16 protein-coding genes and 2 pseudogenes are annotated in these 24,479 nt (G+C 69.4%); 10 read left to right on the top strand and 8 right to left on the bottom strand.

Features of this window, described 5'->3' with window-relative positions:
• The first annotated feature begins 17 nt into the window (after nt 1-17).
• Nucleotides 18-980: a quinone oxidoreductase family protein gene (locus tag ACWCRB_RS02155; protein WP_450994166.1), complete on the top strand. Its 963-nt coding sequence runs from the start codon at nt 18-20 to the stop codon at nt 978-980.
• 70 nt (nt 981-1,050) lie between these two features.
• On the opposite strand, the gene ACWCRB_RS02150 is transcribed toward ACWCRB_RS02155, so the two are convergent.
• Nucleotides 1,051-2,721, bottom strand: a complete 1,671-nt coding sequence (locus ACWCRB_RS02150) for an AMP-binding protein (RefSeq protein WP_450994165.1) — start codon at nt 2,719-2,721, stop codon at nt 1,051-1,053.
• 292 nt (nt 2,722-3,013) lie between these two features.
• Here ACWCRB_RS02150 and ACWCRB_RS02145 point away from each other — a divergent pair, with 292 nt between their 5' ends.
• Together ACWCRB_RS02145 and ACWCRB_RS02140 are read left to right on the top strand one after the other, a co-directional pair.
• A complete protein-coding gene (locus tag ACWCRB_RS02145; protein WP_450994164.1) occupies nt 3,014-5,839 on the top strand; it encodes an AAA family ATPase in 2,826 nt (941 codons plus the stop codon).
• A 259-nt stretch (nt 5,840-6,098) separates the two neighbouring features.
• Complete coding sequence (locus ACWCRB_RS02140) at nt 6,099-6,890, top strand: S1 family serine peptidase (protein WP_389356888.1); 792 nt, start codon at nt 6,099-6,101, stop codon at nt 6,888-6,890.
• Nucleotides 6,891-7,032: 142 nt separating this feature from the next.
• On the opposite strand, the gene ACWCRB_RS02135 is transcribed toward ACWCRB_RS02140, so the two are convergent.
• Nucleotides 7,033-8,184 carry a winged helix DNA-binding domain-containing protein gene (locus ACWCRB_RS02135; RefSeq protein ID WP_450994163.1) on the bottom strand — a complete coding sequence of 384 codons (1,152 nt, stop codon included), beginning with the start codon at nt 8,182-8,184 and terminating at the stop codon, nt 7,033-7,035.
• 154 nt (nt 8,185-8,338) lie between these two features.
• On the opposite strand from ACWCRB_RS02135, the gene ACWCRB_RS02130 reads away from it, so the two are divergent.
• Complete coding sequence (locus ACWCRB_RS02130; RefSeq protein ID WP_450994162.1) at nt 8,339-9,502, top strand: magnesium and cobalt transport protein CorA; 1,164 nt, start codon at nt 8,339-8,341, stop codon at nt 9,500-9,502.
• A gap of 286 nt (nt 9,503-9,788) precedes the next feature.
• On the opposite strand, the gene ACWCRB_RS02125 is transcribed toward ACWCRB_RS02130, so the two are convergent.
• The 3 genes from ACWCRB_RS02125 to ACWCRB_RS02115 all read right to left on the bottom strand — a co-directional run bounded on the left by ACWCRB_RS02125 (nt 9,789) and on the right by ACWCRB_RS02115 (nt 12,190).
• Nucleotides 9,789-11,015 carry a tyrosine-type recombinase/integrase gene (locus ACWCRB_RS02125; RefSeq protein ID WP_450994161.1) on the bottom strand — a complete coding sequence of 409 codons (1,227 nt, stop codon included), beginning with the start codon at nt 11,013-11,015 and terminating at the stop codon, nt 9,789-9,791.
• A gap of 44 nt (nt 11,016-11,059) precedes the next feature.
• Entirely contained in the window at nt 11,060-11,371 is a 312-nt protein-coding gene (locus ACWCRB_RS02120; protein WP_450994160.1) for a helix-turn-helix transcriptional regulator, read from the bottom strand.
• Between the two features lie 216 nt (nt 11,372-11,587).
• The gene (locus ACWCRB_RS02115) at nt 11,588-12,190 is read right to left on the bottom strand and encodes a tyrosine-type recombinase/integrase (protein ID WP_450994159.1); all 603 of its coding nucleotides are present in this window, start codon (nt 12,188-12,190) and stop codon (nt 11,588-11,590) included.
• A gap of 448 nt (nt 12,191-12,638) precedes the next feature.
• On the opposite strand from ACWCRB_RS02115, the pseudogene ACWCRB_RS02110 reads away from it, so the two are divergent.
• Nucleotides 12,639-13,162 (top strand): annotated as a pseudogene (locus ACWCRB_RS02110) (ATP-binding protein); the annotation flags it as partial.
• Nucleotides 13,163-13,501: 339 nt separating this feature from the next.
• Here ACWCRB_RS02110 and ACWCRB_RS02105 read toward each other — a convergent pair.
• A complete protein-coding gene (locus ACWCRB_RS02105; protein WP_450994158.1) occupies nt 13,502-14,203 on the bottom strand; it encodes a peptidoglycan recognition protein family protein in 702 nt (233 codons plus the stop codon).
• A 325-nt stretch (nt 14,204-14,528) separates the two neighbouring features.
• On the opposite strand from ACWCRB_RS02105, the gene ACWCRB_RS02100 reads away from it, so the two are divergent.
• The 3 genes from ACWCRB_RS02100 (at nt 14,529) to ACWCRB_RS02090 (ending at nt 20,942) form a co-directional block, all read left to right on the top strand.
• On the top strand, nt 14,529-18,278 hold the full coding sequence (locus tag ACWCRB_RS02100) for an nSTAND1 domain-containing NTPase (RefSeq protein WP_450994157.1): 3,750 nt from the start codon (nt 14,529-14,531) through the stop codon (nt 18,276-18,278).
• A 1,013-nt stretch (nt 18,279-19,291) separates the two neighbouring features.
• Nucleotides 19,292-20,179 carry an ISL3 family transposase gene (locus tag ACWCRB_RS02095; protein ID WP_450994156.1) on the top strand — a complete coding sequence of 296 codons (888 nt, stop codon included), beginning with the start codon at nt 19,292-19,294 and terminating at the stop codon, nt 20,177-20,179.
• Nucleotides 20,180-20,210: 31 nt separating this feature from the next.
• Nucleotides 20,211-20,942 carry a transposase gene (locus ACWCRB_RS02090; protein ID WP_450994202.1) on the top strand — a complete coding sequence of 244 codons (732 nt, stop codon included), beginning with the start codon at nt 20,211-20,213 and terminating at the stop codon, nt 20,940-20,942.
• On the opposite strand, the gene ACWCRB_RS02085 is transcribed toward ACWCRB_RS02090, so the two are convergent.
• Entirely contained in the window at nt 20,828-21,340 is a 513-nt protein-coding gene (locus ACWCRB_RS02085; RefSeq protein ID WP_450994155.1) for a helix-turn-helix domain-containing protein, read from the bottom strand. The two genes, ACWCRB_RS02090 and ACWCRB_RS02085, sit on opposite strands and share 115 nt — an antisense overlap.
• Nucleotides 21,341-21,603: 263 nt before the next feature.
• Between ACWCRB_RS02085 and ACWCRB_RS02080 the strand changes: the two genes are divergently transcribed.
• The gene (locus ACWCRB_RS02080) at nt 21,604-22,014 is read left to right on the top strand and encodes a peptidase inhibitor family I36 protein (protein ID WP_450994154.1); all 411 of its coding nucleotides are present in this window, start codon (nt 21,604-21,606) and stop codon (nt 22,012-22,014) included.
• Nucleotides 22,015-22,382: 368 nt separating this feature from the next.
• The gene (locus tag ACWCRB_RS02075; RefSeq protein ID WP_450994153.1) at nt 22,383-23,426 is read left to right on the top strand and encodes an IS110 family transposase; all 1,044 of its coding nucleotides are present in this window, start codon (nt 22,383-22,385) and stop codon (nt 23,424-23,426) included.
• 345 nt (nt 23,427-23,771) lie between these two features.
• On the opposite strand, the pseudogene ACWCRB_RS02070 reads toward ACWCRB_RS02075, so the two are convergent.
• Nucleotides 23,772-24,435 (bottom strand): annotated as a pseudogene (locus ACWCRB_RS02070) (transposase family protein); the annotation flags it as partial.
• Nucleotides 24,436-24,479 lie beyond the last annotated feature (44 nt).

Below are 24,479 nucleotides of genomic sequence, written 5' to 3'. Positions count from 1 at the left end.
CGAGAAAGGGAGACCTCGTGCACGCAGTAGTGGTCACCGAGCCCGGCGGCCCGGATGCTCTTCGTTACCGCCGGATGCCGGACCCGGTTCCCGGACCGGGCGAGGTGCTGGTGCGGACCAGGGCGATCGGCGTGAACTACCGCGACGTGTATGTGCGCAGAGGGGAGTATCCCGCCGAACTCCCCGTTCCGGGCCTCGAAGGAGCAGGCGAGGTCGTGGCGGCGTGCGAGGGAGCCGAGGTCGCCGTCGGGGACCGGGTGGCCTGGGCGTACGGCAGGGCCAGCTATGCCGAACTCGTGGCGGTGCCGGCCGACCAGTGCGTGCCGGTGCCCGACGGGATCGACTGGCAGGTCGCCGGTGGCGCGTTGTTGCAGGGAATGACCGCGCACTACCTCCTGGAGTCGGTGTACCGGCCGACGCCCGGAGACGCGATCCTGGTTCATGCGGGCGCCGGCGGTATGGGCCAGCTTCTGGTGCAATGGGCCGCGGCGCGGGGCGCCGAGGTGATCACCACCGTGTCCACCGACGAGAAGGAGAAGCTCGCCCGGGAGGCCGGGGCCGGGCACGTGCTGCGCTACGGCGACGAACTCGCCGCTCGGGTCCGGGAACTGACGGACGGCGAAGGCGTCTCCGCCGTCTACGACGGCGTCGGTGCGGCCACCTTCGAGTCGAGCCTCGCCTCGCTCCGGCCGCGGGGCACACTCGCGTTGTTCGGCTCCGCGAGCGGTCGAGTGCCGCCGTTCGATCTGCAACGTCTGGCCGAACTGGGTTCGCTGGTCGTGACCCGGCCGGTGCTGCCACACTTCGTCCGCACCCGCGCCGAGGTGCTGTGGCGCGCGAACGAGGTCTTCGGCGCGATATCCGAAGACATACTGCGCATACGGTTCGGTGGCACCTACGCCTTGCCCGACGCGGCACAGGCCCATCGGGCGATCGAGTCCCGCGCCACAGCCGGTTCACTCGTGCTGCTGCCGACATGAGGACCTTGGATGACGAGCGCGCCGATCCCTTGGGTGCAGGAACTCACCCAACTCACCCAACTCGCCGAACTCACCGGAAGTCCTCCTCCCGGTACTCGTTCGCCGAGCCCGCCGCCGTCGCCTCGCGCAGTTCGATCCGGCGGATCTTGCCGGAGACCGTCTTGGGCAGGTCGGCGAACTCCAGTCGGCGCAGGCGCTTGTAGGGGGCGAGGACCTCGCGGCTGTGCTCGAACAGCACCTTCGCGGTGTCGGGTCCCGGCTCCCAGCCCGCCGCGAGCACGATGTACGCCTTCGGTACGGCCAGGCGCAGTTCGTCCGGCGCGGGGACCACGGCCGCTTCCGCCACGGCCTCGTGCTCAAGGAGCGCGCTCTCCAGCTCGAAGGGGGAGATCTTGTAGTCGGACGCCTTGAAGACGTCGTCGGCCCGGCCGACGTACGTGATGTAGCCGTCCCCGTCGCGCGAACCGATGTCCCCGGTGCGGTAGAAGCCGCCGGCCATCGCCTCCGCCGTGAGGTCGGCGTCGCCGTGGTAGCCGGTCATGACGCCGACCGGGCGGGTGGCGAGGTCGAGCGCGATCTCGCCCTCGTCCGCGCCCGGTTCGCCCGAGACGGGGTCCAGGATGACGACCTTGTAGCCGGGGCTCGGGCGGCCCATGGAGCCCGTCTTCAGGGGCTGCCCTGGGCTGTTGGAAACCTGGACGGCGGTCTCCGTCTGGCCGAAGCCGTCCCGGATCGTGACACCCCAGGAGCGGCGCACCTGTTCGATGACCTCGGGGTTGAGCGGCTCCCCGGCGGCCACGGCCTCGCGCGGCGGGGTGCGCAGCTGGGTCAGGTCGGCCTGGATGAGCATGCGCCAGACGGTCGGCGGGGCGCAGAAGGAGGTGACGCCCGCGCGGTCCATCTCGGCCATCAGCCGGGCCGGGTCGAAGCGGGTGTAGTTGTGGATGAAGACGGTCGCCTCGGCGTTCCAGGGCGCGAAGAGGTTGGACCAGGCGTGCTTGGCCCAGCCGGGCGAGGAGATGTTCAGATGCACGTCGCCGGGCTTGAGGCCGATCCAGTACATGGTCGCCAAGTGCCCGATGGGGTACGACGCGTGGGTGTGCTCGACCAGTTTGGGGCGGGCGGTCGTGCCCGAGGTGAAGTAGAGCATCAGGGGGTCGTCGCAGTGGGTCGGCCCGTCCGGCGTGAACTCCGCCGAGGCGTCGTACGCGTCCTCGTACGGCTGCCAGCCCTCGGGGGTGCCGCCCACCGCGATCCGGGTGTAACCGCCGGGCACCTCGTCGAACTTGTCGGTGTCCTCGGCGCGGACGAGGACATGGGCGACCCGGCCGCGGTCCACGCGGTCGCGCAGATCGGCGGGGCCGAGGAGGGGGGTGGCGGGGATGACGACGGCGCCGAGCTTCATCGCGGCGAGGGCCGTCTCCCACAGCTCGGTCTGGTTGCCGAGCATGACGAGGAGCCGGTCCTCGGGGCGGACCCCGCGCCCGCGCAGCCAGCCCGCGACCCGGTCGGAGCGGGCGGACAGTTCGGCGAAGGACAGCTTGGTCTCGGAGCCGTCCTCCTCGACGATGTGCAGGGCGGTGCGGTCGTTCCCGTCCGCGATGACGTCGAACCAGTCCAGGGCCCAGTTGAAGCGCTCGGGTCGGGGCCAGCTGAAACCCTCGTAGGCGGTGGCGTAGTCCTCGCGGTGGGCCAGCAGAAAGTCCCGTGCCTCGCGGAAGCGCTCGGTCACCGTCGTCATCAGTCCTCCTCGATCCCGGACCGTCGCCGGGCGACTCCCCGGCATCGTGTAATCCGTGTCGCAGGTCTCCCTACCCCTGAACGGGGGTGAGCGCCACGTCCGATCGGGCAACGACTTGCGATCGGCGAAGAATCTCGTCACGCTCCGCACACGCATAAGGCGTATTCATTCACAAGTGACTTGAATTTCCCCATGCCGCTACCGTCCTGTTATTCGGCTCACCACACCGCCGGTCCGAAATTCAAAGATCTGTTGCCTAATATTGGGGCCCACACGACACAGGAGGGGAGCGGTGACCGTGCGACGGGACTTCCAGGAGTCTGGCCGATGCCGCTCTGACCTGCTCATAGGCCGGGACGAGGCACTCATCGGGGCCCGCGAGCAGCTTTCGCGCGGCGGCAGCGTACTGCTGCACGGACCCGCCGGAATCGGAAAGTCCACCGTCCTGCGGACATTGGCCGCAGAATACGGCGAATCGGCACGAACCGTGCTGCGCTGCTCCGCCACCGAGTCCGAATCGCATCTCCCCTTCCTCGCACTCGCCGACCTTCTCGGCCTCGCCCTCGACGAGGTGTCCGCCCAACTGCCCGTCGCCCAGCGTGTCGCCCTGGAGGCGGCGCTCACCGGCCGCGGCGAGTCCACGCTCCAGCGCGACGGCCTCGCGCTGCGGCTGGCCGTGCTGTCCGCACTGCGCGCGCTGGCCGCCAAGGGCCCCGTCCTCGTCGTCGCCGACGACCTCCAGTGGCTGGACACCGCCAGCACCGAACTGCTCGGCTTCGCCGCCCGCCGCCTGGGCGACGACCCCGTCCGCATGGTGTTCGCCGGTCGGTCGGACGGCCAGGAGTACGACCGCTATCTACGCGCGTCCACACCCGACACCCTCGCGGTCCGGGTCAACCCGCTGACCCACTCCCAGGTGGCGGCGCTCCTCGACCACCGGGGCTACGGCGGCCTGCCGCGTTCGACCCTGCGGGAGATCCACCGCACCAGCGCGGGCAATCCGCTGTACGCCCTCGAACTGGGCCGGGCCCTCGCAGAGAGCCCCACTCCCCCGCGCCCCGGCGAGCCCCTGCCGGTGCCGACCTCGCTGCGCGCGCTGGTCCTCAGCCGGCTGGAGATGCTGTCGGACGACGCCCGCCGCACCCTCCTCGTGGTGAGCGCCGGCGCCCGTCCCACCCTTGCCCTGCTGCACGAGGCGGGCCGGGAGAACGCCGAGGCCGAGACCGCCCAGGCCGCCGCCCTCGGGCTGCTGGCCACCGAGCCCGAGGGTCCGGCCGTACGGTTCGCGCATCCCCTGGTCTCGGCCGCGCTGTACGCCGAGGCGAGCGCCCAGGAGCGCCGGGCCGCGCACGCCGCGCTGTCCACGGCCGCCTCCGACCCCATCGAGCGGGCCCGGCACCTCGCCCTGGCCACCGAGGGCACGGATCCGGAGGTGGCCGCCCGGCTCGCCGAGGCCGCCGCGCTGGCCCGGGACCGCGGGGCACCGTCGGTGGCGGCCTCGCTCGGGCAGCTCGCCGTCCGGCACACCCCGGCCGACAGCGTGCCGAGCCCGGACGAGCACCGGCTGCGGGCCGCCGAGGACGCGATCACCTCCGGTGACCTGGATCTCGCGCGGGACATCGCCCGCCAGGTGCTCGACGGGACGGCTGTGCCCGACGAGCGGGTGCGGGCCTGGATCATCGTGATCGACACGGCCGGCCACGCCATGACAGAGGTCGACTCCGTCTTCCCGCAGGCGCTGGCCGACGCGGGCGACGACCCACGGCTGCTCGCCCTGATCCACTACCAACTGGCCTGGCGGGCGGTGCTCGTGGAGGGCGACTTCGCCGAGTGCCGCGAGGAGGCGGCGCGCGCGGCGGAGCTGGCCGCTCGCGGCGGCGACCGGCACACGGAGCTGATGGCGCTCTCCTTCCAGGCGCAGACCGAGACCCTGATGGGCCACCCGGACGCGCCCGCGACCATCAAACGCGCGCTGAAGGAGCCCCAGGACCCGGAGGTGACGGTCCATCACAACGGCGTCGGTTCGGCCCGGTTCCGCTGGCTGATCATGAGCGACCAGCTGCCCGAGGCGCGGGCCACCATCACCACCCTGCTGCGCGAGGTGCGCCGGCGCGGATCGGTCGAGAGCGAGGTCCACTTCCTGCGCGGCCTCGCGGAGACCGAACTGCGCTGCGGACACTGCGGCCGGGCGCTCGACCTGGCCCGGGAGAGCCTGCGGCTGGCCCGGGACACCGGTATCGGCGAGGTCGCCTCCGCGATGCTCGCCGCGCTGGCCGAGGCGTCCGGCGGCGATGTCGACCGGGCGCTGGCGCTGGCCCGGGAGGCCGTCGAACACGCCGACGAGAACGGCGACCTGATGTATCTGTCCCGGGCCCAAGCGGCCCTGGGATACGCCCGGTTGGTTGCCGGGGACGCGCCGGGCGCGGTGCAGTCGCTGCGCCGGGCACGGGAGTTGGAGCACGATCTCGGCGTCGACGACCCGGCGCGCGGGCGCTGGCAGGGCGACCTCGCGGAGGCGCTCGTACGCGTCGGCGAGATCGACGAGGCGCAGGAGGTCATCGACGTGTCGCGGGCCCACGCACTGCGGCTGGGGCGCGAGAGCGTGCTCGCGGTGCTCGACCGGGCCGAGGCGCTGGTGCGTGCCGCGCGCGGCGAACACGACGCCGCGCTCGCCCAGTTGACGTCCGCGCAGGACCGACTGGCCAAGCTGGGCTATGGACTTGAGGAGGCGCGGGCCGCCCTCTCCCTGGCCGAGCTGCGCACCGGACCTCCGGGGCCGACCCCTGCCCCGACGTCGTACGACGAGGCCGCACGGCTGTTCAGACGCTCCCGCGCGCTGCCCTGGCTGCGCCGGGTGGACGCGGCCACCGTGCCCAACCCCGCACCGCAGCCCCTCGTACAGCAGCCGCAGGCCGCCGCCGCGCTCGACGGGCTCGCCGCGATGGAACGTCAGGTCGCGGCGCTCGTGATGGAGGGTGCGACCAACCGCGAGATCGCCGGACGCCTGTTCATCAGCGTCAAGACGGTCGAGGCGACGCTCACCCGGGTGTACCGGAAGCTGGGAATCCGGTCTCGGGTGGACATCGTCAGGCTGGCGGCGGGACGCCACACCAAGTAACGCACACATACCAGGTACGGCCGCTCCTGCGCGGGATCCATCCTTGCGCTCTCACCGTACCGCGCTGTCGACCCCGTACGACCGAGGGTTTTCCCTCCCCCAACTCCCCTAGGGGGTTCCCTCATTGGGGAGGCCCTTATCCGGCTCCTACCTTGTGGATGTGCCGCAACGCCGGGCACACGGGGCAGCACCACCGCCCCGTGCACCACCCCCCACACCCGCGCGTCCCCCCACCGGCAATTCCCCAAGAGGAGAACCCATGTTCGGGCTCGCTCGTGCCAAGAAGGCCGCCGCCGTGCTGACGGCCATCGCCGCCGCCGCCACGACCGCGTTGATCGCCGCCCCCGGCGCCGTCGCCGCCCCCCAGCCCATCGTCGGCGGAACCACGACCACCGCCGCGACGTACCCCTACGTCATGCAGATCACGGACTCCTCGCAGAACCAGTTCTGCGGTGGCACCCTCGTCTCGGCCACCAAGGTCGTAACTGCCGCCCACTGTATGGTCGACGAGACCACGAGCAGCGTGAGAGTCGTCGGCGGCCGCACCTACCGCAACGGCACCAACGGCACCGTCAGCCGGGTCACCAAGATCTGGATCCACCCGAGCTACGTCGACGCCACCGAGGGCGACGACGTGGCCGTGCTGACCCTCGCCACCTCGATGCCGTACACCACGGCGTCGTACGTCACCTCGTCCCAGACGGGCGTGTACGCGGCCGGCACCACCGCCCGCATCATCGGCTGGGGCACCACCTCCTCGAACGGCAGCTCCTCCAACCAGCTGCGCACGGCGACGGTCCCGACCGTCTCCAACGCCAGCTGCACCAGCTCGTACGGCTCCAGCTACATCGCGAGCGACATGGTCTGCGCCGGCTACACCGCCGGCGGCGTCGACACCTGCCAGGGCGACAGCGGCGGCCCGCTGATGATCGGCGGCGTCCTGGCAGGCATCACTTCCTGGGGCGAGGGCTGCGCTGCGGCCGGCTACCCCGGGGTCTACACCCGGCTGACCACCTTCTCCAGCCTGGTGGCGACGCAGGTCGCGTCCTGACCACCAGAGGTACAGCCACCACAGTCTCCTGAGCACCCCTCAGGTGAATGCCAGGGGGCGTTGCGGACCGGCCACGAGCGGTCCGCAGCGCCCCCTATCCACGTTTCCGGTCCGCTTCTCCAGTTCGCGCCTCCGGTCCGCCTCATCCTCGTACGACGGTGCCGAACCGGGTGTCGTACACCGTCCCCGCGTGCAGCGTCCCGAGCATCCGCTCGCCTTCCTCGACCACCGCCGCCCGCACGCCCTTTGTGAGGCTGCCGAAGGGCTCGACGGTGAGCGTGCCGTCCGCGAGGCGCCAGAGGCCCGCGACGAGGCCGTCGACGAGCAGGACGCAGTGTGCCTGATTGCCCGTCCACGTACGGCCCTTGAGGTCGGCGGGGACGAGACGGGTGCGGTCGGCGTGCGAGAGGAGCAGGTTGTCGAACTCGGGCAGGAAGCGCGGCGGGGCCGGGGTGTCCGGGTCGGGGCGGGGAGCGTCGGGGAGGTCGAACAGCTCGGTGCCGTGCTCGTCCCGGAAGGTGAGGAGCTGCGGGCGCAGGCGTTCGAAGGCGGCGCGGAGCCGGGTGAGGCCGGCCCAGGTCTGCATGTCCTTGACGGAGGCGGGGCCGAAGGCTGCGAGGTAGCGGAGGACGGTCCCGTCCAGCACCGACGCCGGGTCGGGGGCCGGTTCGGCCGGGCGGCCCAGCCAGTGTTCGGCGGTGGTGAGGGCGACCTGGCCGCTGTGGCCCCACAGACCGCGTGGGGTGACCTGGACGAGCGGGAGCCGGCAGCGGGCGGCGACGCTCAGGGACTGCGGGTCGGCGTCGGGCCACTCGACGAGGAGCGCCTCGCGCAGTTGCTTCATCGTGCGCGGCTCTTCCTCCACGAGGTCACGGGCGAGGGCGGTGAGCCGGTCGAGGTCGACGCCCACAAGTCCCTTGCGGAAGTAGGTGAGTTCGCGGCCCCGGGCGGGCTGGACGAGCGGTCGCAGGGTGAGGCAGTCGTCGGCGGTGTGGGTGTGGATGGTCGAGCGCATGGTGACGATCCGGACGGCCTCGCGCTCGGCCATGAGCCGGGAGAGTTCCTCGGGGTCGAAGCCGTCGAGGCGGGCGGCGAGCGCGTAGTACGGGGGCTTCACGTTCTGCGCCTGGAGACCGAGGAGGTGCGTGAGGGCGTCCTTGGCGGACATCGGCGACCTGGTGAGGAGCAGCTGCCGGGCGAGGGTGGCGCGGTTGAGGGCGCGGGGGCCGAGGACGGGGGCCGCGGCGGCCGAGGGGCTCGCCGTGGTGCCGGTTGCCGAGGTCGTCTTCGTCATGTTCCGCACGCTAACCCTACTTGCGGACAGCTACTGTCCGCATTCCTTACCGAACCCGGGGCCCATGTCATTTGACCCGTATATCCTGCTCCGTGATCGACTCAGCCACACCTGAACGCATGTTCGAGCACCGTCGAGACGGGAGCCAGCCGCGATGTCCGAGCGACGCGCCCGCCAAGCCTCGAAGAACGGACGGAAGCCGGCCTGGCGACGCGCCCTGACGCCGCCCGCCGCTCCGCCCGCGAAGCCCACCGTCCCCCGGACCGACCCTCCACCCCCGGCACCGGCCGAACCGACCGACAGCATCGTGCACGCGGCCCTCTACCGCGACGGCGTACGCGTCTCGACGCCCACCACCCTCGCGGAGACCTTCCGCGAGCTGCGCGACGAGCCGGACGGCATGGCGTGGATCGGCCTGGCCCGCCCCACGGAGGCTGAACTCCTCTCCCTGGCCGACGAGTTCGACCTGCATCCACTCGCCGTCGAGGACGCGATGGAGGCACACCAGCGCCCGAAGCTGGAGCGGTACGGCGACACGCTCTTCGTCGTCCTGAGCGCCGCCCGCTATCTGGACGCTGCCGAGGAGGTCGACTTCGGCGAGCTGCACGTGTTCGTCGGCGCCGACTTCCTGATCACGGTCCGCCATGGCGCGGCCCCTGACCTGTCGGCCGTACGCCGCCGCATGGAGGAGACCCCGGAGCTGCTGAAACTGGGCCCGGAGGCGGTGCTGTACGCGATCCTGGACGCGGTGGTCGACGGCTACGCACCGGTCGTCGAGGGCGTCCAGATCGACATCGACGAGATCGAGACGGAGGTCTTCCGGGGCGACCCGGAGGTCTCCCGTCGTATCTACGAACTCTCCCGAGAAATGGTCGAGTTCCAGCGCGCGACCCGCCCCCTGGTCGGCATGCTGCACAGCCTGATGGCGGGCTTCGCGAAATACGGCACGGACGAGGAGCTCCAGCGCTACCTGAGGGACGTGGCCGACCACGTCACCCACACCAGCGAACGCGTCGACGGCTTCCGCCAGGCCCTGGCGGACATCCTGACGGTCAACGCCACCCTGGTGACACAGCAACAGAACGCGGAGATGCGGGCGTTGGCCGAGGCGGGGTTCGAACAGAACGAGGAGATCAAGAAGATCTCGTCTTGGGCGGCGATCCTGTTCGCTCCGACGCTGGTCGGGACGATCTACGGGATGAACTTCGACCACATGCCGGAGTTGCACTGGGTGCTCGGATACCCCTTCGCAATGCTACTAATGGCAGGTGTATGCACCAGTTTGTACGTCATCTTCAAGCGGCGAGACTGGCTCTGAGTAATCGACTCGCAATCGCCCGCGTCCCGGGCTCGGCGGCGCGAACACGGCTGCCACGGGCACCGTTCAAGCCGCTGGGGAGAATCTGGGGAGAATGAAACGCGCCGCGCGTCGGCCTGCCTCCCTCATCGCGAGGACCCTGCCTGGATCGTTCCCTCCGCACCATTGGCCACCCGGAGCGTTGACCGACACGGAGAGTGAGAAACTGGTAGGCAACGAAACGCCGAGGAGGGGCGCAGCAGTGCTGCACCCCTCCTGCTCCCACAGCGCGGGAGAATCGTTTCTTCTATGCGGCTGCGGAAGTCCGGTTGAGCAGGGCGTCGATGGCACCGCGCCCCTTGCCTCCGGCTTCGGGCATGAAGTGGGCGTAGAAGTCCAAGGTGATGGTCGGACTGGAGTGCCCGAGCCACCGTGCAAGGGTGACTACGGATTCTCCGGCTTCGAGGATGACCGAAGCGTACGTGTGCCTCAGCACGTGGAAGCCGTCCTTGCGGGACGCCTTCCAGCGCTCGCCCTGCTTCCGCACGGGGATCACGCCGGCCGCCGCCAGGGCGGGCTTCCACACGTCGACGTTGAAGATGTTCGCCCGGATCGCGTTGCCGTACGTCGTGGTCAGGATGAGCGGGAACTTCTCCCTCTCACGGTCGGGCTCCGGACCGCCCCACGGCAGTTCGACCTCGACTGCGGGGTACTCCATGAAGTACTCGGCCAGCGCCGAGGCAACCGAGGAAGGCATGTCGACGACGCGCGTCTTGCCGCCTTTCGGGAGCGTGAAGTACAAGCGCCCGTGAAGGAGTTGAACCTGCCGACGGATGCGCAGCAGTCCGCGGCGGAAGTCGACGTCCTCCGGTGACAGCCCGAACACTTCGCCCTGTCGCAGTCCGCAGCCCAGGGCGACCACGGCGGCGATGCGGTAGCGAGGGCCGATCGAGTCCCGAACCCGCAGCGCGGTCTCCAGCGACCAGACTTCCCTCTGGTCGTCAGGCGCCTTGGGCCAGCGCACCGACTTGGCCCACAGCGGGTTGCGCACCAGACGCTTGTCGTCGATGGCGGTCTCGAAGATGTTCGAGAGCGTGGAGAGGATCTGTCGCGAGTACCGCGGGGAGAGGTCCCTCACCAGCATGGCGATGTAGCCCCGCAGTACCGTCGGTGTGATGTCGCGCAGGGACACCGCGCCGAGATGAGGCCGGATGTGGAGCCGGACCCGCTCGTCGATGCGCTTGACGGTGCCGGGGACGCCTTGGACTCCCGCTTGCCAGTAGCGGACGACGTAGTCCTCCAGGGCGATGGAGCCGTCGCGAGGGTCGACGAATTCGCCGCGTTCGCTGTCGGCGCCTGCCTGGCGCAGCCATGTCTTGGCATCTTCGAGCGTGCCGAAGGATTTGTCCCGGACGCCGGGGATGCCGGCGACTCGGTATCGGGAGCCCTTGCCGTAGCGGGTCGTGCGTTCGCGCTTGCCGGTGACGGGGTCTTTCTTCTTCTTGATCCAACGGTCTTCGATGTAGCCGGCCAAGCGACCCCTTCGGGTTGGGTGACGTGCGGTGGATCAGGCGCGAGTTAGGCGCTTGGCTCGTAGTCCGAGCGCGTTTGTTGTGCCGCGTTGAGGGGGTTCAGAGCGGCGTTCGAGCGGGAATCGGCCTGCTCTTGTTCACGGACCCAGGCGTCCAGGGCTTGAACGCGGTACACGACACGGCCGCGTGGGCCCATCCGGAAGCTCGGCGGTCCTTGGCGCCTGTGCCGCCAGACGTAGAGGGTGTGGGGCGAGAGGCCGAGATGCTCGGCTGCGTCCTTCACGTTCAGGAACGCTCTGCGAGTGGTGGCGACTGAGTCGGGTGCTGCGGAGCGATCAGATGACGAGCGTGCAGGCATGGGTGGGTCCTTGACGGTGAAGGTGGATGAGCGCCCGGGGCATCGAGGGCCGGGCCAACGGGCAGTCCGGGACGAAGGTCAACCAGCCGTGTCGGGGCAGTGGGGACCCCGTCGCGGAGGGGCTCCAACAAGAGGGAGGCTGATCCCTCGACGGCTTCGTTGGGGTGAGGACCACCGGTGCAGAGGAGAAGGAGTTCGTGGCGCCCACGCTCTGTGTCAGCCAGAGCGCGGGGCGAGAGCTACGGCTTGCGCATCCTCCGTGCGGAAGCAGTGCGGGTAACGCAGCGCAAGCCAACTCGGGGTCACGCCGGCCCTCTCCGCAACCGTGACAGGCGAGATGCCCATCCTCAGCCACTTCACCAGGCAGGACTCACGCAGGATGGAGATGGGCTCCCCCAGGCGCCACGGGTACAGCTCGTCCCGCGGCAGGACAGCCTCTTGGGCCTGCTCCCAGATCTGCTTGTATTCGGAAGCCGAGAGCGGCCCGCCTCGCCTACCGGGAAACAGCAGGTCGTCCTCCTGTAGACCAGCCTCACTGATCCACTCACGGAGAGCCTCGACGGACTGCGGCTGGAGGGGTATTTCCCTCGCCTTCCCATTGCGACGGGCCGTCAACTTACCCCCGCCGCTCTCCGGGAGCACCACATCACTCACACGCAGGGCGCGAGCCTCACGCGGGAGCAGAGCCTGCTCGGCCACGGAGCACATGAAGGGATGCACCGAGCGATTGGCATTTGCGTGCCCACGTATCCACTTGAGCAGCGATCGAACCTGCTCGACGGAAAGCAGCCATTCTTCGTCCATGATCTCGACAGACACGGCTCTGAACTCCTCAGGAAAAGGGGATGACATGCGTCGCACGGGGATTCGTGCGGCAGGTTCAATACTCCGCACGATCCCCGGTTTCGGTAACCGGAGATCCCGTGCTATAAGGCCACGGACCCCTACAGGATTGACGGCAGGTTCACGTCAAAGAGGAGCCTTCAGTAGGTCACCGCGGCCTTCAGGAACCGCTCTAGGTTGACTTGGACTGGGCTCTCTATTCCAGTCCGTTCCGGCCCCAATGTGTCTGCCGTCAGCGAATCATCCTGATGCCCGCAACTTCGCGAAAGCGCTTCAACGGCCCTCGCCACGTGCCCGAAACGGCCGAACAGAGCAGGCGCCTTCTAAACGCCTGCTCTATCGACCACAAGCCGCCGCACGGCTCCGCCGCCAAGACCCGCGATCCTGTCATGGCCCTTCAGGCGATTTGGATCGACTCCTTGCCGTACCTGCCGCCCAGATCCGCGACCTCGGCGCCCTGCGCTGGCTCCACGCCGGCGAGTCGGTCATCCTGTTCGGTCCGTCGGGGTCGGCAAGACACACATCGCCCAGGCCCTCGGGCACCTCGCGGTCCGCCAGGGCGCCCACGTCCGCTTCGCCAAGACCAGCCGGATCCTCGCCGAACTGGCCGGCGGCCACGCGGACCGCACCTGGGACAAACGCCTGCGCGAGCTGGTACGTCCCGACGTGATCATCCTCGACGACTTCGCCATGTGCCAGCTCTCTGCGGCCCACGCCGACGACCTCTACGAACTCGTCTCCGAGCGGCAGGGCCGGTCCCTGATCGTCACCAGCAACCGGGCGCCCAGCGACTGGTATCCGCTCTTCCCCAACCCCGTCGTCGCCGAATCCCTCCCCGACCGGCTCATCAACACCAGCCACCAAGTCATCATGAACGGCCCCAGCTACCGACCGAACAAGCGGCCCAAGAATCCCACCAGCAAGCCCGGCAAGCCCTCCGTCAAATGACACCGACGAGACGAGAGGGTGGGGAATTACGCGAACTTTCCCCTGGGGAAATAAGAAAGCATCCACAATGCCCATAAAACGGCGTCAAGAAGTTGGCGTACTCAAGAAGTTCGGCAAGAACGCCGAACGCGAAGAACTGTGGACTGCAGGGAGCTTTGCATTTCCGCCGTCAAGCCGGTGACATAGCGGATCCTGGCAAGGATCACCAGTTGCCGAGCCGCGGCCTGGCAGTCGTACGTGACGTCTGCCGTTGGTCGCGAACCGGTGAGGTCTCGTCCGTCTGATCTGACCGGACGAGACCTCACCCTCCGAGTAGCTCCGAGTGGATGTCCGCCGAAGCTACGGGAGATCGGTCATCGCGTTCCCGATGACAGCCGTCGCTGGTTCAGCATCAGGAGCCGATTCGAAGGCGTCTTCCGGCTCCGCCGCCGAGGTGGCGAGTCCCCGGTGCTGGAGCCGTACCTGCACATCCTTGCGGAACTGCACCATGGAGAAGTTCGGGTCGCCCTTGCGCTTCGTCCATTCGCTGTGGCCGATGACACTCTTCGCGGTCCACCCGTAGTGGCGGCAGATCGCGGCCGCCCACCGCACCGCGGCCTGGTACTGGGCGGGCGGGAATGCCTGCCCCTTGCCCGGGTTGGAGATCTCCAGGCCGTAGAAGTGGGTGTTTCCGTCGACCGTGTCCTTCACCGGCCGGGAGGGCCGGTCACCGTAGCTCTCGCGGACGACCTGGCGGTAGACCTCGGCGTCTCCGGCGCCGGCATGGTTGGCGCGGCCGTTACCGATCATGGTGACGCTGCCGTTCTTGGCGAGGTACGAGTGGCAGAGCGGGCCCGCGAGCCCTGCGCGTCCGGTCCAGACGACGTTGAGGTCGGAGGGCGGGTTGCCTCCCGTGTGGTGGATCAGGACACCATTCATGGGGCCCCAGGGGCGGTCGGGGCGGTGGTGGCTGCGCCAGCCGGGGTGCTCGGTGATGCGAAGCCCCTCGGCGCGCAGCGCCGCCAGCATCTGGTCGGCGTTCATGGGAGTGGTGTTGGACATGGGGTTCTCTCTTCCTGTTCTGGTCCCGTAGCGCGGCGGCTTGTAGGCGCTGAGGCGTCCGGGGCGGACCCGCCGCGCGGCCGGCCGTCGCCGTCGCCAGCCCGGACTGGGCGGCGCGGTCGGCCTGTGCCCTGATACTTCGGCAGCCGGGGCGGGTGCGGAACCGGTTGTCCGTTGCCCAGTCCGCCCGAGCCGGACAACACCCGCCGACCTGGCGGTATCACCGACCGCGTTTGATCCGACACCGATTGGCGCGCTAGGTTCTGGAGCTGTTCGTCCGGAGCGCAGCCATGGCTCCGTAGCGCATGAGGGGACGAGGGCCGCGGTGGGGAGCGAGTACAGCGAGGGTGCAGCCGGTGCGGGGGAGCCCGGTGAAAAGACCTTCGGCACGGAACTGCGCCGGCGCCGGGGCCTGGCGGAGCTGTCGCTCACCCAACTCGCGGTGCTGATCCACTACAGCCGGGGCCACATCAGCCGGGTGGAGAACGGGGAGAAGCGCCCCAGCGAGGAGTTCGCCCGCGCGTGCGATCAGGTGCTGTGTGCCGAGGGCGAACTGCTGGCACTCGCAGTCGGGCCCGGGCCCGGACAGTGCCCGTATCCGGGGCTGATGTCCTTCCGTACGGAGGACGCCCGGTGGTTCTTCGGCCGTAACCGGCCCCTGTCCGAACTACTGAACCTGCTGGGGGACTCCGCGACGGCGGGCCACCCGATGATGGTGGTCGGCGCGTCGGGGGTGGGGAAGTCCTCGCTGTTGCGGGCCGGCCTTGCACCCGCCGTGCCCCGTGGTGTGCTGCCTGCCCGTCATCCCGGCACTCCGGAGGTGCTTTACCTCACGCCCACCTCGCACCCTGTGGCCGAGCTGCGCCGCCACGAAACCGCGCGACCGTTGGACAGCTACGCCCTGGTCATCGTCGACCAGTTCGAGGAGGTGTTCACTCTCTGCGCCGACGCGAACGAACGCAGCGCGTTCATCGACCAGGTGTGCCGCCTGGCGGGCCGGGGTCTGCCGGTGGCCATCAGTATTCGGGCCGACTTCTACGGGCACGCCTTGGCCCACGCTCGCCTGCTCACCGCCCTGCGGGCCAGGTCCATGCCGCTGGGCCCGATGACGGCCGACGAGCTGCGTTTGGCGATCGCCGAACCCGCCGCAGCGGCGGGACTGACGCTGGAGCCCGGCCTCGCCGAGATCCTGCTGCGCGACCTCGGTACCGGTACGGACACGGCCAGCGACGACCCCGGCTGCGGCGTGGGCGCACTGCCGCTGCTCGCCCATGCCCTACGCGCGACCTGGCAGCAGCGCAGCGATGGCGTGCTCACCGTGGCCGGCTACCGGCGCACCGGCGGCATCCGTGGCGCTGTGGCCGCCACGGCCGAGAGGGTCTACGGGCAACTCACGGAAGACGAGCAGCGGATCGCCCGGCGGCTGCTGCTGAGCCTGGTACGGGTCGCTGACGGGGTGGAGGACACCCGCCGCCGGGCCCAGCGGCAGAGCATCGCCCCAGCGACCGATCCCGCAGCCGTGGCCGTGGTGGAGCTGTTCACTTCGGCCCGGCTGCTGACGGCCGACACCGAGCACGTGGAGATCAGCCACGAGGCCCTGCTGAAAGCCTGGCCAAGACTTCGCGGGTGGATCGATGCCGACCGGACCGCTCTGCGTCTGCGCCAGCAGCTGACTGACACCGCCACGGCCTGGTCCACCGAAGGCCGCGACGACGGCCTGCTCTACCGGGGTACCCGGCTCACCGCGGCCGAGGAATGGGCCGCCACCCACCCCGAGCAGACGAGTCCGACCGAGGCCGACTTCCTGCGCACCGCCCGCCGCCACCAGCAGCGCGGCCTCCGCCGACTGCGCCGGCTTGCGGCCACGCTGGCCGTGATCACCGTGGTCGCGCTCGCGGCCACGCTCCTGGCCGTCGCCAAGGGCCGCGAAGCCGGGGACCAGCGCGACGTCGCTTTGTCCAGTGGGCTGGCGGCCCAGGCAGACCTGATGCAGAGCACCGACCCGGCACTCGGGCTCCTCCTCGCTCGGGCCGCGCTGCGCGCGCACGACACCGAGGCGGCACGCAGCACAGTACTCAGCTCCTCGGCCACCCCATACGCCACACGCTTCCTCAGCGACGGCCAGGTCTCCCGGGCCGCGGCCATGAGCCCAGACGGCACCATCGTGGCCTCAGGCAACCTGCGGGGAACGGTGAACCTCTGGTCGACCGCCGCCGATCATCGGGCCATGCCCCCGCACGTCCTACAGGGCGTCGGCACCGCGGTGACCAGGATCGCCTTCGACCGACGCCGCATCCTCGCGGCCGCCACCGCCGACGGCCCCGTGCGGCTGTGGGACGCTCACGATCCCGGACATCCACTCGCCCTCGACCCGCTACCCGACGACACCACCAACGTGTCCGCCATGGCGTTCAGCCACGACGGACACACCCTCGTCACCGGCGACGCTGCCGGCCGCCTCGCCCTGTGGGACATGAGTCGGCCCCGGCACCCGGTCAGGCTCGCGTACTGGCAGGGACACATTGGCGCGGTGACCTACCTGGCACTGAGCAACGACGGTACGACCCTGGCCACCGCCGGTCGGGACAGCACGACAAAGCTGTGGAAGCTCGCGGGCCGCCAGCATCCCAAGCTCGGTGGCACCGTGCCCGATGTCGGCGTCAACTACAACCCCGTAACGCTCAGCGCAGACGGCCGCACCCTGCACTACGCGAAGTACGACGTGGTGCGCTCCGTCCGGTCGGCCGACCTGGACGCCGACGGCCGCGTAATCCGTCGCCGCACGCTCTTCGACCTGACCGGGGCCGTATCGGACCTCGCCCTCAGCCCCGACGGCAGCACACTCGCTGCGGGCACCATCGACTCCGAGGTACGACTCTTCGACCTCACCGGGTCAGGAGAACCCCTGCCCCTCGCCCAGACCCGCCGAGTGGTCTCCCTCACCTTCGGCCCTGACAGCAGATCCCTCGCCGTCGGCTCCAGCGACAGCAGCATCCAACTGTGGACGCGGCTTCCACGGCTGGCCGGGCACCACGATGTAATCAACCGCTTCCAGCTCAGCTCCGACCGGAAACTCGGCGTCACCGCCAGCTCGGACGAAACCGCCGGCATCTGGGACCTCTCCCGCCCCGCCGACCCCGTATTGCGCGGAAGAGCCCGCTGCCAAGGCCGCCATATCCTCGGCGCCGCCTTCAGCCCGAACTTCCGCCTGCTGGCCCTGACCACCTACGGCCTCGGAAAGGGAAAGAACTACCAGACCCCCATCTGCCTCTGGAACATCGCCGACCCCCACGCACCCCGCCCTTTGGGCCACATGACGTCCAACGGCCACAGCAGCGTCAACTGCGCCGCATTCAGCAACGACGGCGGCACCCTGGTCACGGCTGGCAACGGCGGCAACGTCATCGTGTGGGACGTCAGCGACCCCAGCGCACCGCGCCAGCTCCAGGACCTTAGCGACGGCCGCTTCTACGCCGTCATGGACTGCATCTTCCTCCCGCACAGCGACACACTCGCCATCGGCACCTACGCTGCCGGCGTGGAACTGTGGAAGGTCACCGCACGCCACCCGGCCCGCAAGATCGCGGCTCTTCCCGGCCCGCCGCAGACCCTCAGCCTCGCTGTCGACCAGGACGGCACCCCGCTTGCGGCCGGCGGCACCGATCATCGCACCCACCTGTGGAACATCACCGACCCAGAAAACCCTCGCAGCCTCCCCCCTCTGAGCGGCCACACAGCCACCGTCTCGATGGCCGACTTCTCACCGGACAGACGACACCGCCTGATCACTTCCACGGGCGCAAGCGCCGACCCCGTACGTCTGTGGGACCTCACCTCGCCACAACGCCCCCGGCTGATCGGCCGCATCCACGGCCCCCTCGGTCGTGGCGCTTTCGCCCACGACGGAACGACCGTCCTCATCACCACAGCCGGCCGCCGAGTACAGCCCTGGCGGACCGACCTAACCGGCTTCGCAGACCAGATCTGCCAACTCGCTGGCACCCCGATGACCTCCCAGGAAATCTCCCTGTACCCGATGCACCCCTACCAACCGCCCTGCACGGGAGATCAATAAGCCCGTTTCATTCTGAAGTTGCTGGTCGCAGGCTGGTGTGATGGTCCTCCCCGGTGTTGGCCACCTCCTGATTGACAAACTTGATTCCACAGAATCCGGGTGTGGCCCGCCATGTGACTGCACCGGATCGACACCAAGATCGCCGCCGTCCAACAGCGGGAAGCCGCGCAGGAACACGCCCGCGAGCGACGCCCGCCCGTCCCGGACTGGATCGTCGAACTCGGCATCGGCGCCGGGAACCCGCCCACACAGGTTCACACCGGCGACTGCTAACCGCGGGCAGACGACGACACCCCGTCAACCGCAAGGACCGCGTCACGTTCAACGCGCCGTACCGCATCAAAGACGGCACCTTCGACATGCCCGAACGCCGGGTCGCCCGCCCCTACCGAAAACGATTCGCACGTCAGGACGCAGCCGATTCTCTGATCCATGCCTGCCTGACGCAGACGACCGAGACCGGCCTGAGCGATTCCGAGGGACCGCCGGTACCTGGCTGGTCATCGCCGTCCGACTCGCACGACCGGTCCCACGGATTGTGCCCGCACCAACCCGCGTGGTAGCGAAGGACACCCTGCTGAAGGCCGTGAAGACGACGGCACGAGCAAGGGCGGCCTCGCCTGCTGGTACGCCGCTGACCGTGTTGCCGGTGACCGCGACGTCGCTCACCGGCGAGAGATGAACCCGGGCGTATCTGCACTCCCGCGGACTGCGTTGCGCATGGCCCCCGAAGCTCCTGCCGCCACCGTCACATGGTTGTCGATGATGTCGTGGCTGATGGTCCTCGCTGTAAGGGAACTGATGTAGACGCCACCGCAGCTGTTGTTGATCGTGTTTCCGCGGACGGTGATGTCAGTGGTGTTCATTGCGCCGACGGGCGTCCCACTTGGCGTTGTCCACGACGTTGCCCTCGATCAGCACGCGCGCGTGTCGGCGGTCTCTGAACCTGGGTTCTGGATCACTTTCAGTGCTGGGGCCACGGAGGGTCACCACAAGCGCGATCATGAACGGCCGTGGGTGATGTGCTTCTCCAGGACCTGTGGTTCCACCAGGTCGAAGGCGTAATGATCGAAAACGCAGTGGTCGACGGCGAGTTGGTGGTCGTGCGGGCTCGCGCATCGGCGGAGCGGGCCGCGTGTCCGGCCTGTGGGATGTCGTCGGGCCGGGTGCACAGCCGATACGTTCGCCGCCTCGCCGACACGGCAGTCGCCGGGCGTCCCGTGGTGATCGAGTTACAGGTCCGGCGGTTCCGCTGCCGCGACCGCACCTGCCGGCAGGCCACGTTCGCCGAGCAGGTCGACGGACTCACCTTCCGGCATGGGCGGCGAAGTTCCGGGCTGCAGACAGTGCTGCAGCAGGTCGCGGTGATGCTGGCGGGCCGGGCCAGCGCCCGCCTGGCGCACACGCTCGCGGTCCGGGCCAGCCGGTCGACGCTCCTGCGGCTGATACGCCGTCTGCCGGAGCCCGAAATACACACGCCGCGGGTGCTCGGGGTGGACGAGTTCGCCCTGCGCAAGGGACACAACTACGGCACGATCCTGGTGGACATCGACACGCGCCGTCCAGTTGATCTGCTGCCCGACCGGGCCACGGCGACGGTGGCCGCCTGGCTCGCCGACCACCCCGGCGTCGAGGTGATCTGCCGCGACCGGTCCACCGCATACGCCAAGGCCGGACGGCTCGGCGCCCCGGACGCGATTCACGTCGCGGACCGGTGTCCGCGTACTCCCTGTTCACGTGTACGCCGACAACCGGTGGCACATCTGGAAAAACCTTGCCGAGGCCGTCGAGAAGACGGTCATCCAGCACCGTGCCCTGCTGCGCGAGCCGGAGAACACGGCCCCGGTCCGCGCCGCCGAGCCGCTGGAGGGCCCGAAGCCTGCGCCGCGTTCCCCGGATGAACCACGGCAGTCGGGCCGTCTGTCCGACCGGGTGCGCGAGCAGCACGCGGCCGTCCACGCTCTGCTGGATGAGGGGCTCGGGCTGCGGCCGATCGCCCGCAGGCTGGGCCTGGCCCGCAACACCGTTCGCCGCCTCGCCAATGCGGCTACCGCGGACGAGCTCCTGGTCGGACGGTGGACCGGCCGGACCAGCATCCTCGACCCCTACAAGCCCTACCTGCAACGGCGGTGGGCGGAAGGCTGCACCGTGGCCCGCCGACTGTTCGAAGAAGTTCGCGAGCGCGGCTATCCCGGCGGCGAGAGCGTGGTGAAAAGGTACGTTAACCGGCTCCGCGAAGCCTTCCCGCACGATGATCCGCCCCGCAAACCACCGTCCGTGCGCGACGTGACCAGCTGGATCACCCGCCGCCCCGACCGGCTCGACGACGACCAGGCCCAGCAGCTCAAGCAGATTCTCGCCCACTGCCCCGCGCTCAACCGAACCGCCGAACACGTCCGCACCTTCGCCGAGTTGATGAACGACCGCCGGGGCCGCGACCTCGGTCAATGGATAGAACGCGTGCAGGCTGACGATCTGCCTGCCCTGCACGGCTTCGTCACCGGCATCGGCCAGGACCTCGACGCCGTCGTCGCCGGGCTCAGCCTCAGCTACAGCTCCGGCGCCGTCGAAGGCCACAACAACAAGATCAAAATGCTGAAGCGGCAGATGTTCGGTCGCGCCAACTTCGACCTGCTCCGCAAGCGGGTCCTCCTCTCGGCGTGAGGCCGTTCATGATCGCGCTTGTGGTGACCCTCCGTGGCCCCAGCACTGAAAGTGATCCAGAACCACGGTTCACGGAACGGCGACAGCGCGTACACCTGGCCGCAGAAGCACCCTGCATCCCGCTCTATGAAAGGTGTCAGTCCCTGATACGGGCACACCTCGCGCCCGGCCCCTCGACCAAAAGCGAGCAGGGCGTCGCCCTCTTTCAGCTCATCGTCCACAGCGCGGGCGAACGGCACACTCGGACGCTGAAGATCATTCTCCAGGCGGCTCAGATACCCATTGCTTGTCTTCAATCTCTTGGCCAGCGCCGTCAGCGACAGGCCCTCGGCGGTGCGACGCCGCCGCAGCTCCGAGCCGAACGTGATGCCGCCGTCCTCGCCCTCGGGCTGCCCCATGCTTCCCTCCCGCCAGCGCTGCCGTGAGCTCCCGTCGCGATCAACGGCGCGCCGGACCAGCGGTCACGCAACACCAGGGCGTGACCTCCACGAGCGGGATCCAACCAGCTCAGACTGTGTTTCCCAGTGCCTGGATGAGCAGGAAACGGGCAACCCCTTCCGTCCTTGGACCGCGCCGCCGAAACATCGGTCACGACGGGCACCACTGCCCGGCTGCACCACCACGGCATCGGGCCGTGGTTGTGCTCACACAGGAGGACAACGTGACGCGCTCCAAGACCCTCACCCCCCGCCGACTTCTGGCCATTGCCGCGCTCATGGCGGGCCTCGTGGCACCGCTCGCCGCTCAGGTACCGGCAGCGGAAGCGGCTCCCACTGGCCGGAATGACTGCACGCCCGGAATGCTCTGCCTCTGGGACGGCTACAACTACACCGGTACACGGAAGGAGGTGCCGCTGTTCTGCGGCGAGTACCGTCTGCTGCCGGCCATCGACAGGGCATCCTCGATCTACAACCGGACCGAAAACCGCCCGACCCTGTTCGACACCGACTCGAAGGGCAACCGGGTCCGTATGTTCACCCTCAATCCCAACACCTGGGTGCCCGACCTGAGCCGCTTCCCCAGCGGTCGAAGCAGCGACAACCGGCTGGACCAAGTCTCCTGGGACTGCTGAACCAACCGCGCGCTCAGGGGAATCTCCTCTTTACCCGGCGCGCTCGTCCCTCCGGAAGCCGCCTCCTCCCCCAAGCGGTTTCCGGAGGGAAACTCGCTGTCTTCAGCCTCGGCGGGTGTCCCGAACCATTCAAACTGCTACGTACCGCCCGCCGAGTACCACTCGGCGTCCACCCCGGGACGAAGGCACCCTTGGTGGGGCAGCGGGAGCTGAGGCGGAGCTCGAAACGGCTCCGGCGCCACGCTCCGCGCCAGTCCGCCACCTCCGGCTTTGGCGATTGATGCGATGAAGGGGCGGGGCCTCCCGCTCCCGCCGGGTGCGCAGGATGCTCGGCTCAGGCAGAAAGTCCGAACTCGGGGAGGCCCTCGATGAGTTCACCGTACGACTGTGTGCAGTGGGTGGGAATGGACCTGCACCGGCGCCGCTCGGTCCTGGTGCGGATGGCGGCGGACGGGCAGCGGCTGGGCAAAATGGTCCGCTTCAACAACGATCCGGCCCGGCTCAAGCGGGAGATTGCCAAGGCCGGGCCGCAGCCGAAGGTGGTGCTGGAGGCCACGCTCGGCTGGTACTGGGCCGCCGACGCGCTGGCCGAGGCCGGGGCCGAGGTGCACCTGGCCCATCCGCTGGGGGTGAAGGCGTTCAGCTACCGGCGGGTGAAGAACGGCGAGAGGGACGCCGCCGACCTGGCCGACCTGCTGCGGCTGGGACGGCTGCCGGAAGCCTGGCTGGCCCCGCCCGAGACCCGCGAACTGCGGGAGCTGGTGCGCGGCCGGCACAAGCTGGTCAGTCTGCGGACCAGCTGCCGCAACCAGGCTCACGGCGTGATGGGCAAGCTGGGCATCGCGGTGCCGATGAGCGACCTGTTCGGCACCACGGGCACCGCGTTCCTCGACGAGCTGCCGCTGCCCGCCGGGTACGCGGCCCGGGTGCGCGCGCTGCGCGCGGTGATGCACGAACTCGGCCAGCAGATCGGGATGCTGGACAAGGAGATCGCCGCCCGCCTGGCCAGCGACACCGGCTACCGCGCGATCCAGAAGATCGGCGGTACCGGTCCGGTCCTGGCCGCGGTCTTCACCGTCGAGATCGACGACGTTACCCGTTTCCCCGACCCGCAGCATCTGTGCTCATGGGCCGGGCTCACCCCGCGCCACCGGGAGTCGGACACGGTGGTCCGACGCGGACATCTGACCAAGCAGGGCTCCAAGCTGGTGCGCTGGGCGGCCGTCGAGGCCGTCCAGCACGCCCCCGAGAGCACCCCGATGCGCGCCCACAAGGACCGCATCGAGGCCCGCCGCGGCGCCGGGGCACGCAATATCGCCAAGGCCGCCGCAGCGCGCAAGCTGCTCACCCTGGTCTACTACGGGCTGCGCGACGGCGAGGTCCGCTGCCTGACCCGCCGGGACCCGGTGTGAGCAGCATCCGGACCCACGACCGGCGCGCGATCGCTATGACGTCTGGCCCCCGCACCGCGGCGAGGCCGCGATTGATTGATCCCGCCGACCGTGTGCCGAACCACACCATGCCACCCCACGCACCATGCGTGACACGGGCTCGGCGGATGGATGACCGGCAGCCGGAGCGCCGCCACCTCTGCATCACACTGGTGAAGAGCACACTCCTACAACACCCCGCCTGCGGGCGGGTCCACAGCGCATACCGGGGAAACGGGAACAGCCCGTCCCCCGGCCGAGCACGCCCTCATCCCAACGAGCAGTAGGAAAGACCCGGACAAGCACCGCACTTGACCGGCCCCGCCCCTTCATGGATGACGTCATGCGATTCGGGCTGCACCGGGATCTGCGGAAGATCTGCCAGGTCTTCAGGCGTGCGACGCCGCGCTCGACCGGTGCGCGTGCTGCGGACAGTGCCCGGTTGAGGGTCTTCTCGGTGGGGGTGAGTTCCTGCAGGGGTTTGCGTTTGATGGCGGTGCTCACCCAGGGGCCGCCGCCCTGGTAGGCGAGGTCGGCCAGGATGGGGACACCTTGGCGCTCGCAGATGCGGATGATCCGGTGGGTGCGGGCAGCGGTCAGGTCGTGGGCCCGACCCGGCAGCGCGGGTGAGAGCCACAAGCAGCCGGCCGTCCGGATCGGTGACCACCTGCACGTTCACGCCGTGCCGGCGGTGCTTGTGGGAGTAGTCGGCCCGGCCGTCGCCGACCCGGTCGCACTCGGCGAGCGTGCCGTCCAGCAGGACGAAGTCCGCATCGGCCTCACGCAGGACCTTCAGCAGGCCCGGCGCACGTTCGGCGAGCAGGTGGATGACCACGCTGGTGTAGGCGTGGGCGGTGGACTCGCTGATCCCGAACCCGACGGCGATCTTCGCCAGGGTCGTGTGTTCGCGCAGATACACCAGTGCCACCATCGCGCGCTGGGACGGGCGGAGCTTGCAGCGCCGGTCACCCTCACGGGTGACGATGAGCATGATGACCTACTCCACGAGCGCATGGGGCAGGTCGAGTGCGGCAG

This window comes from Streptomyces sp. NPDC002156 (assembly GCF_053593675.1).
This window is presented reverse-complemented; position numbering and strand designations above follow the sequence as displayed.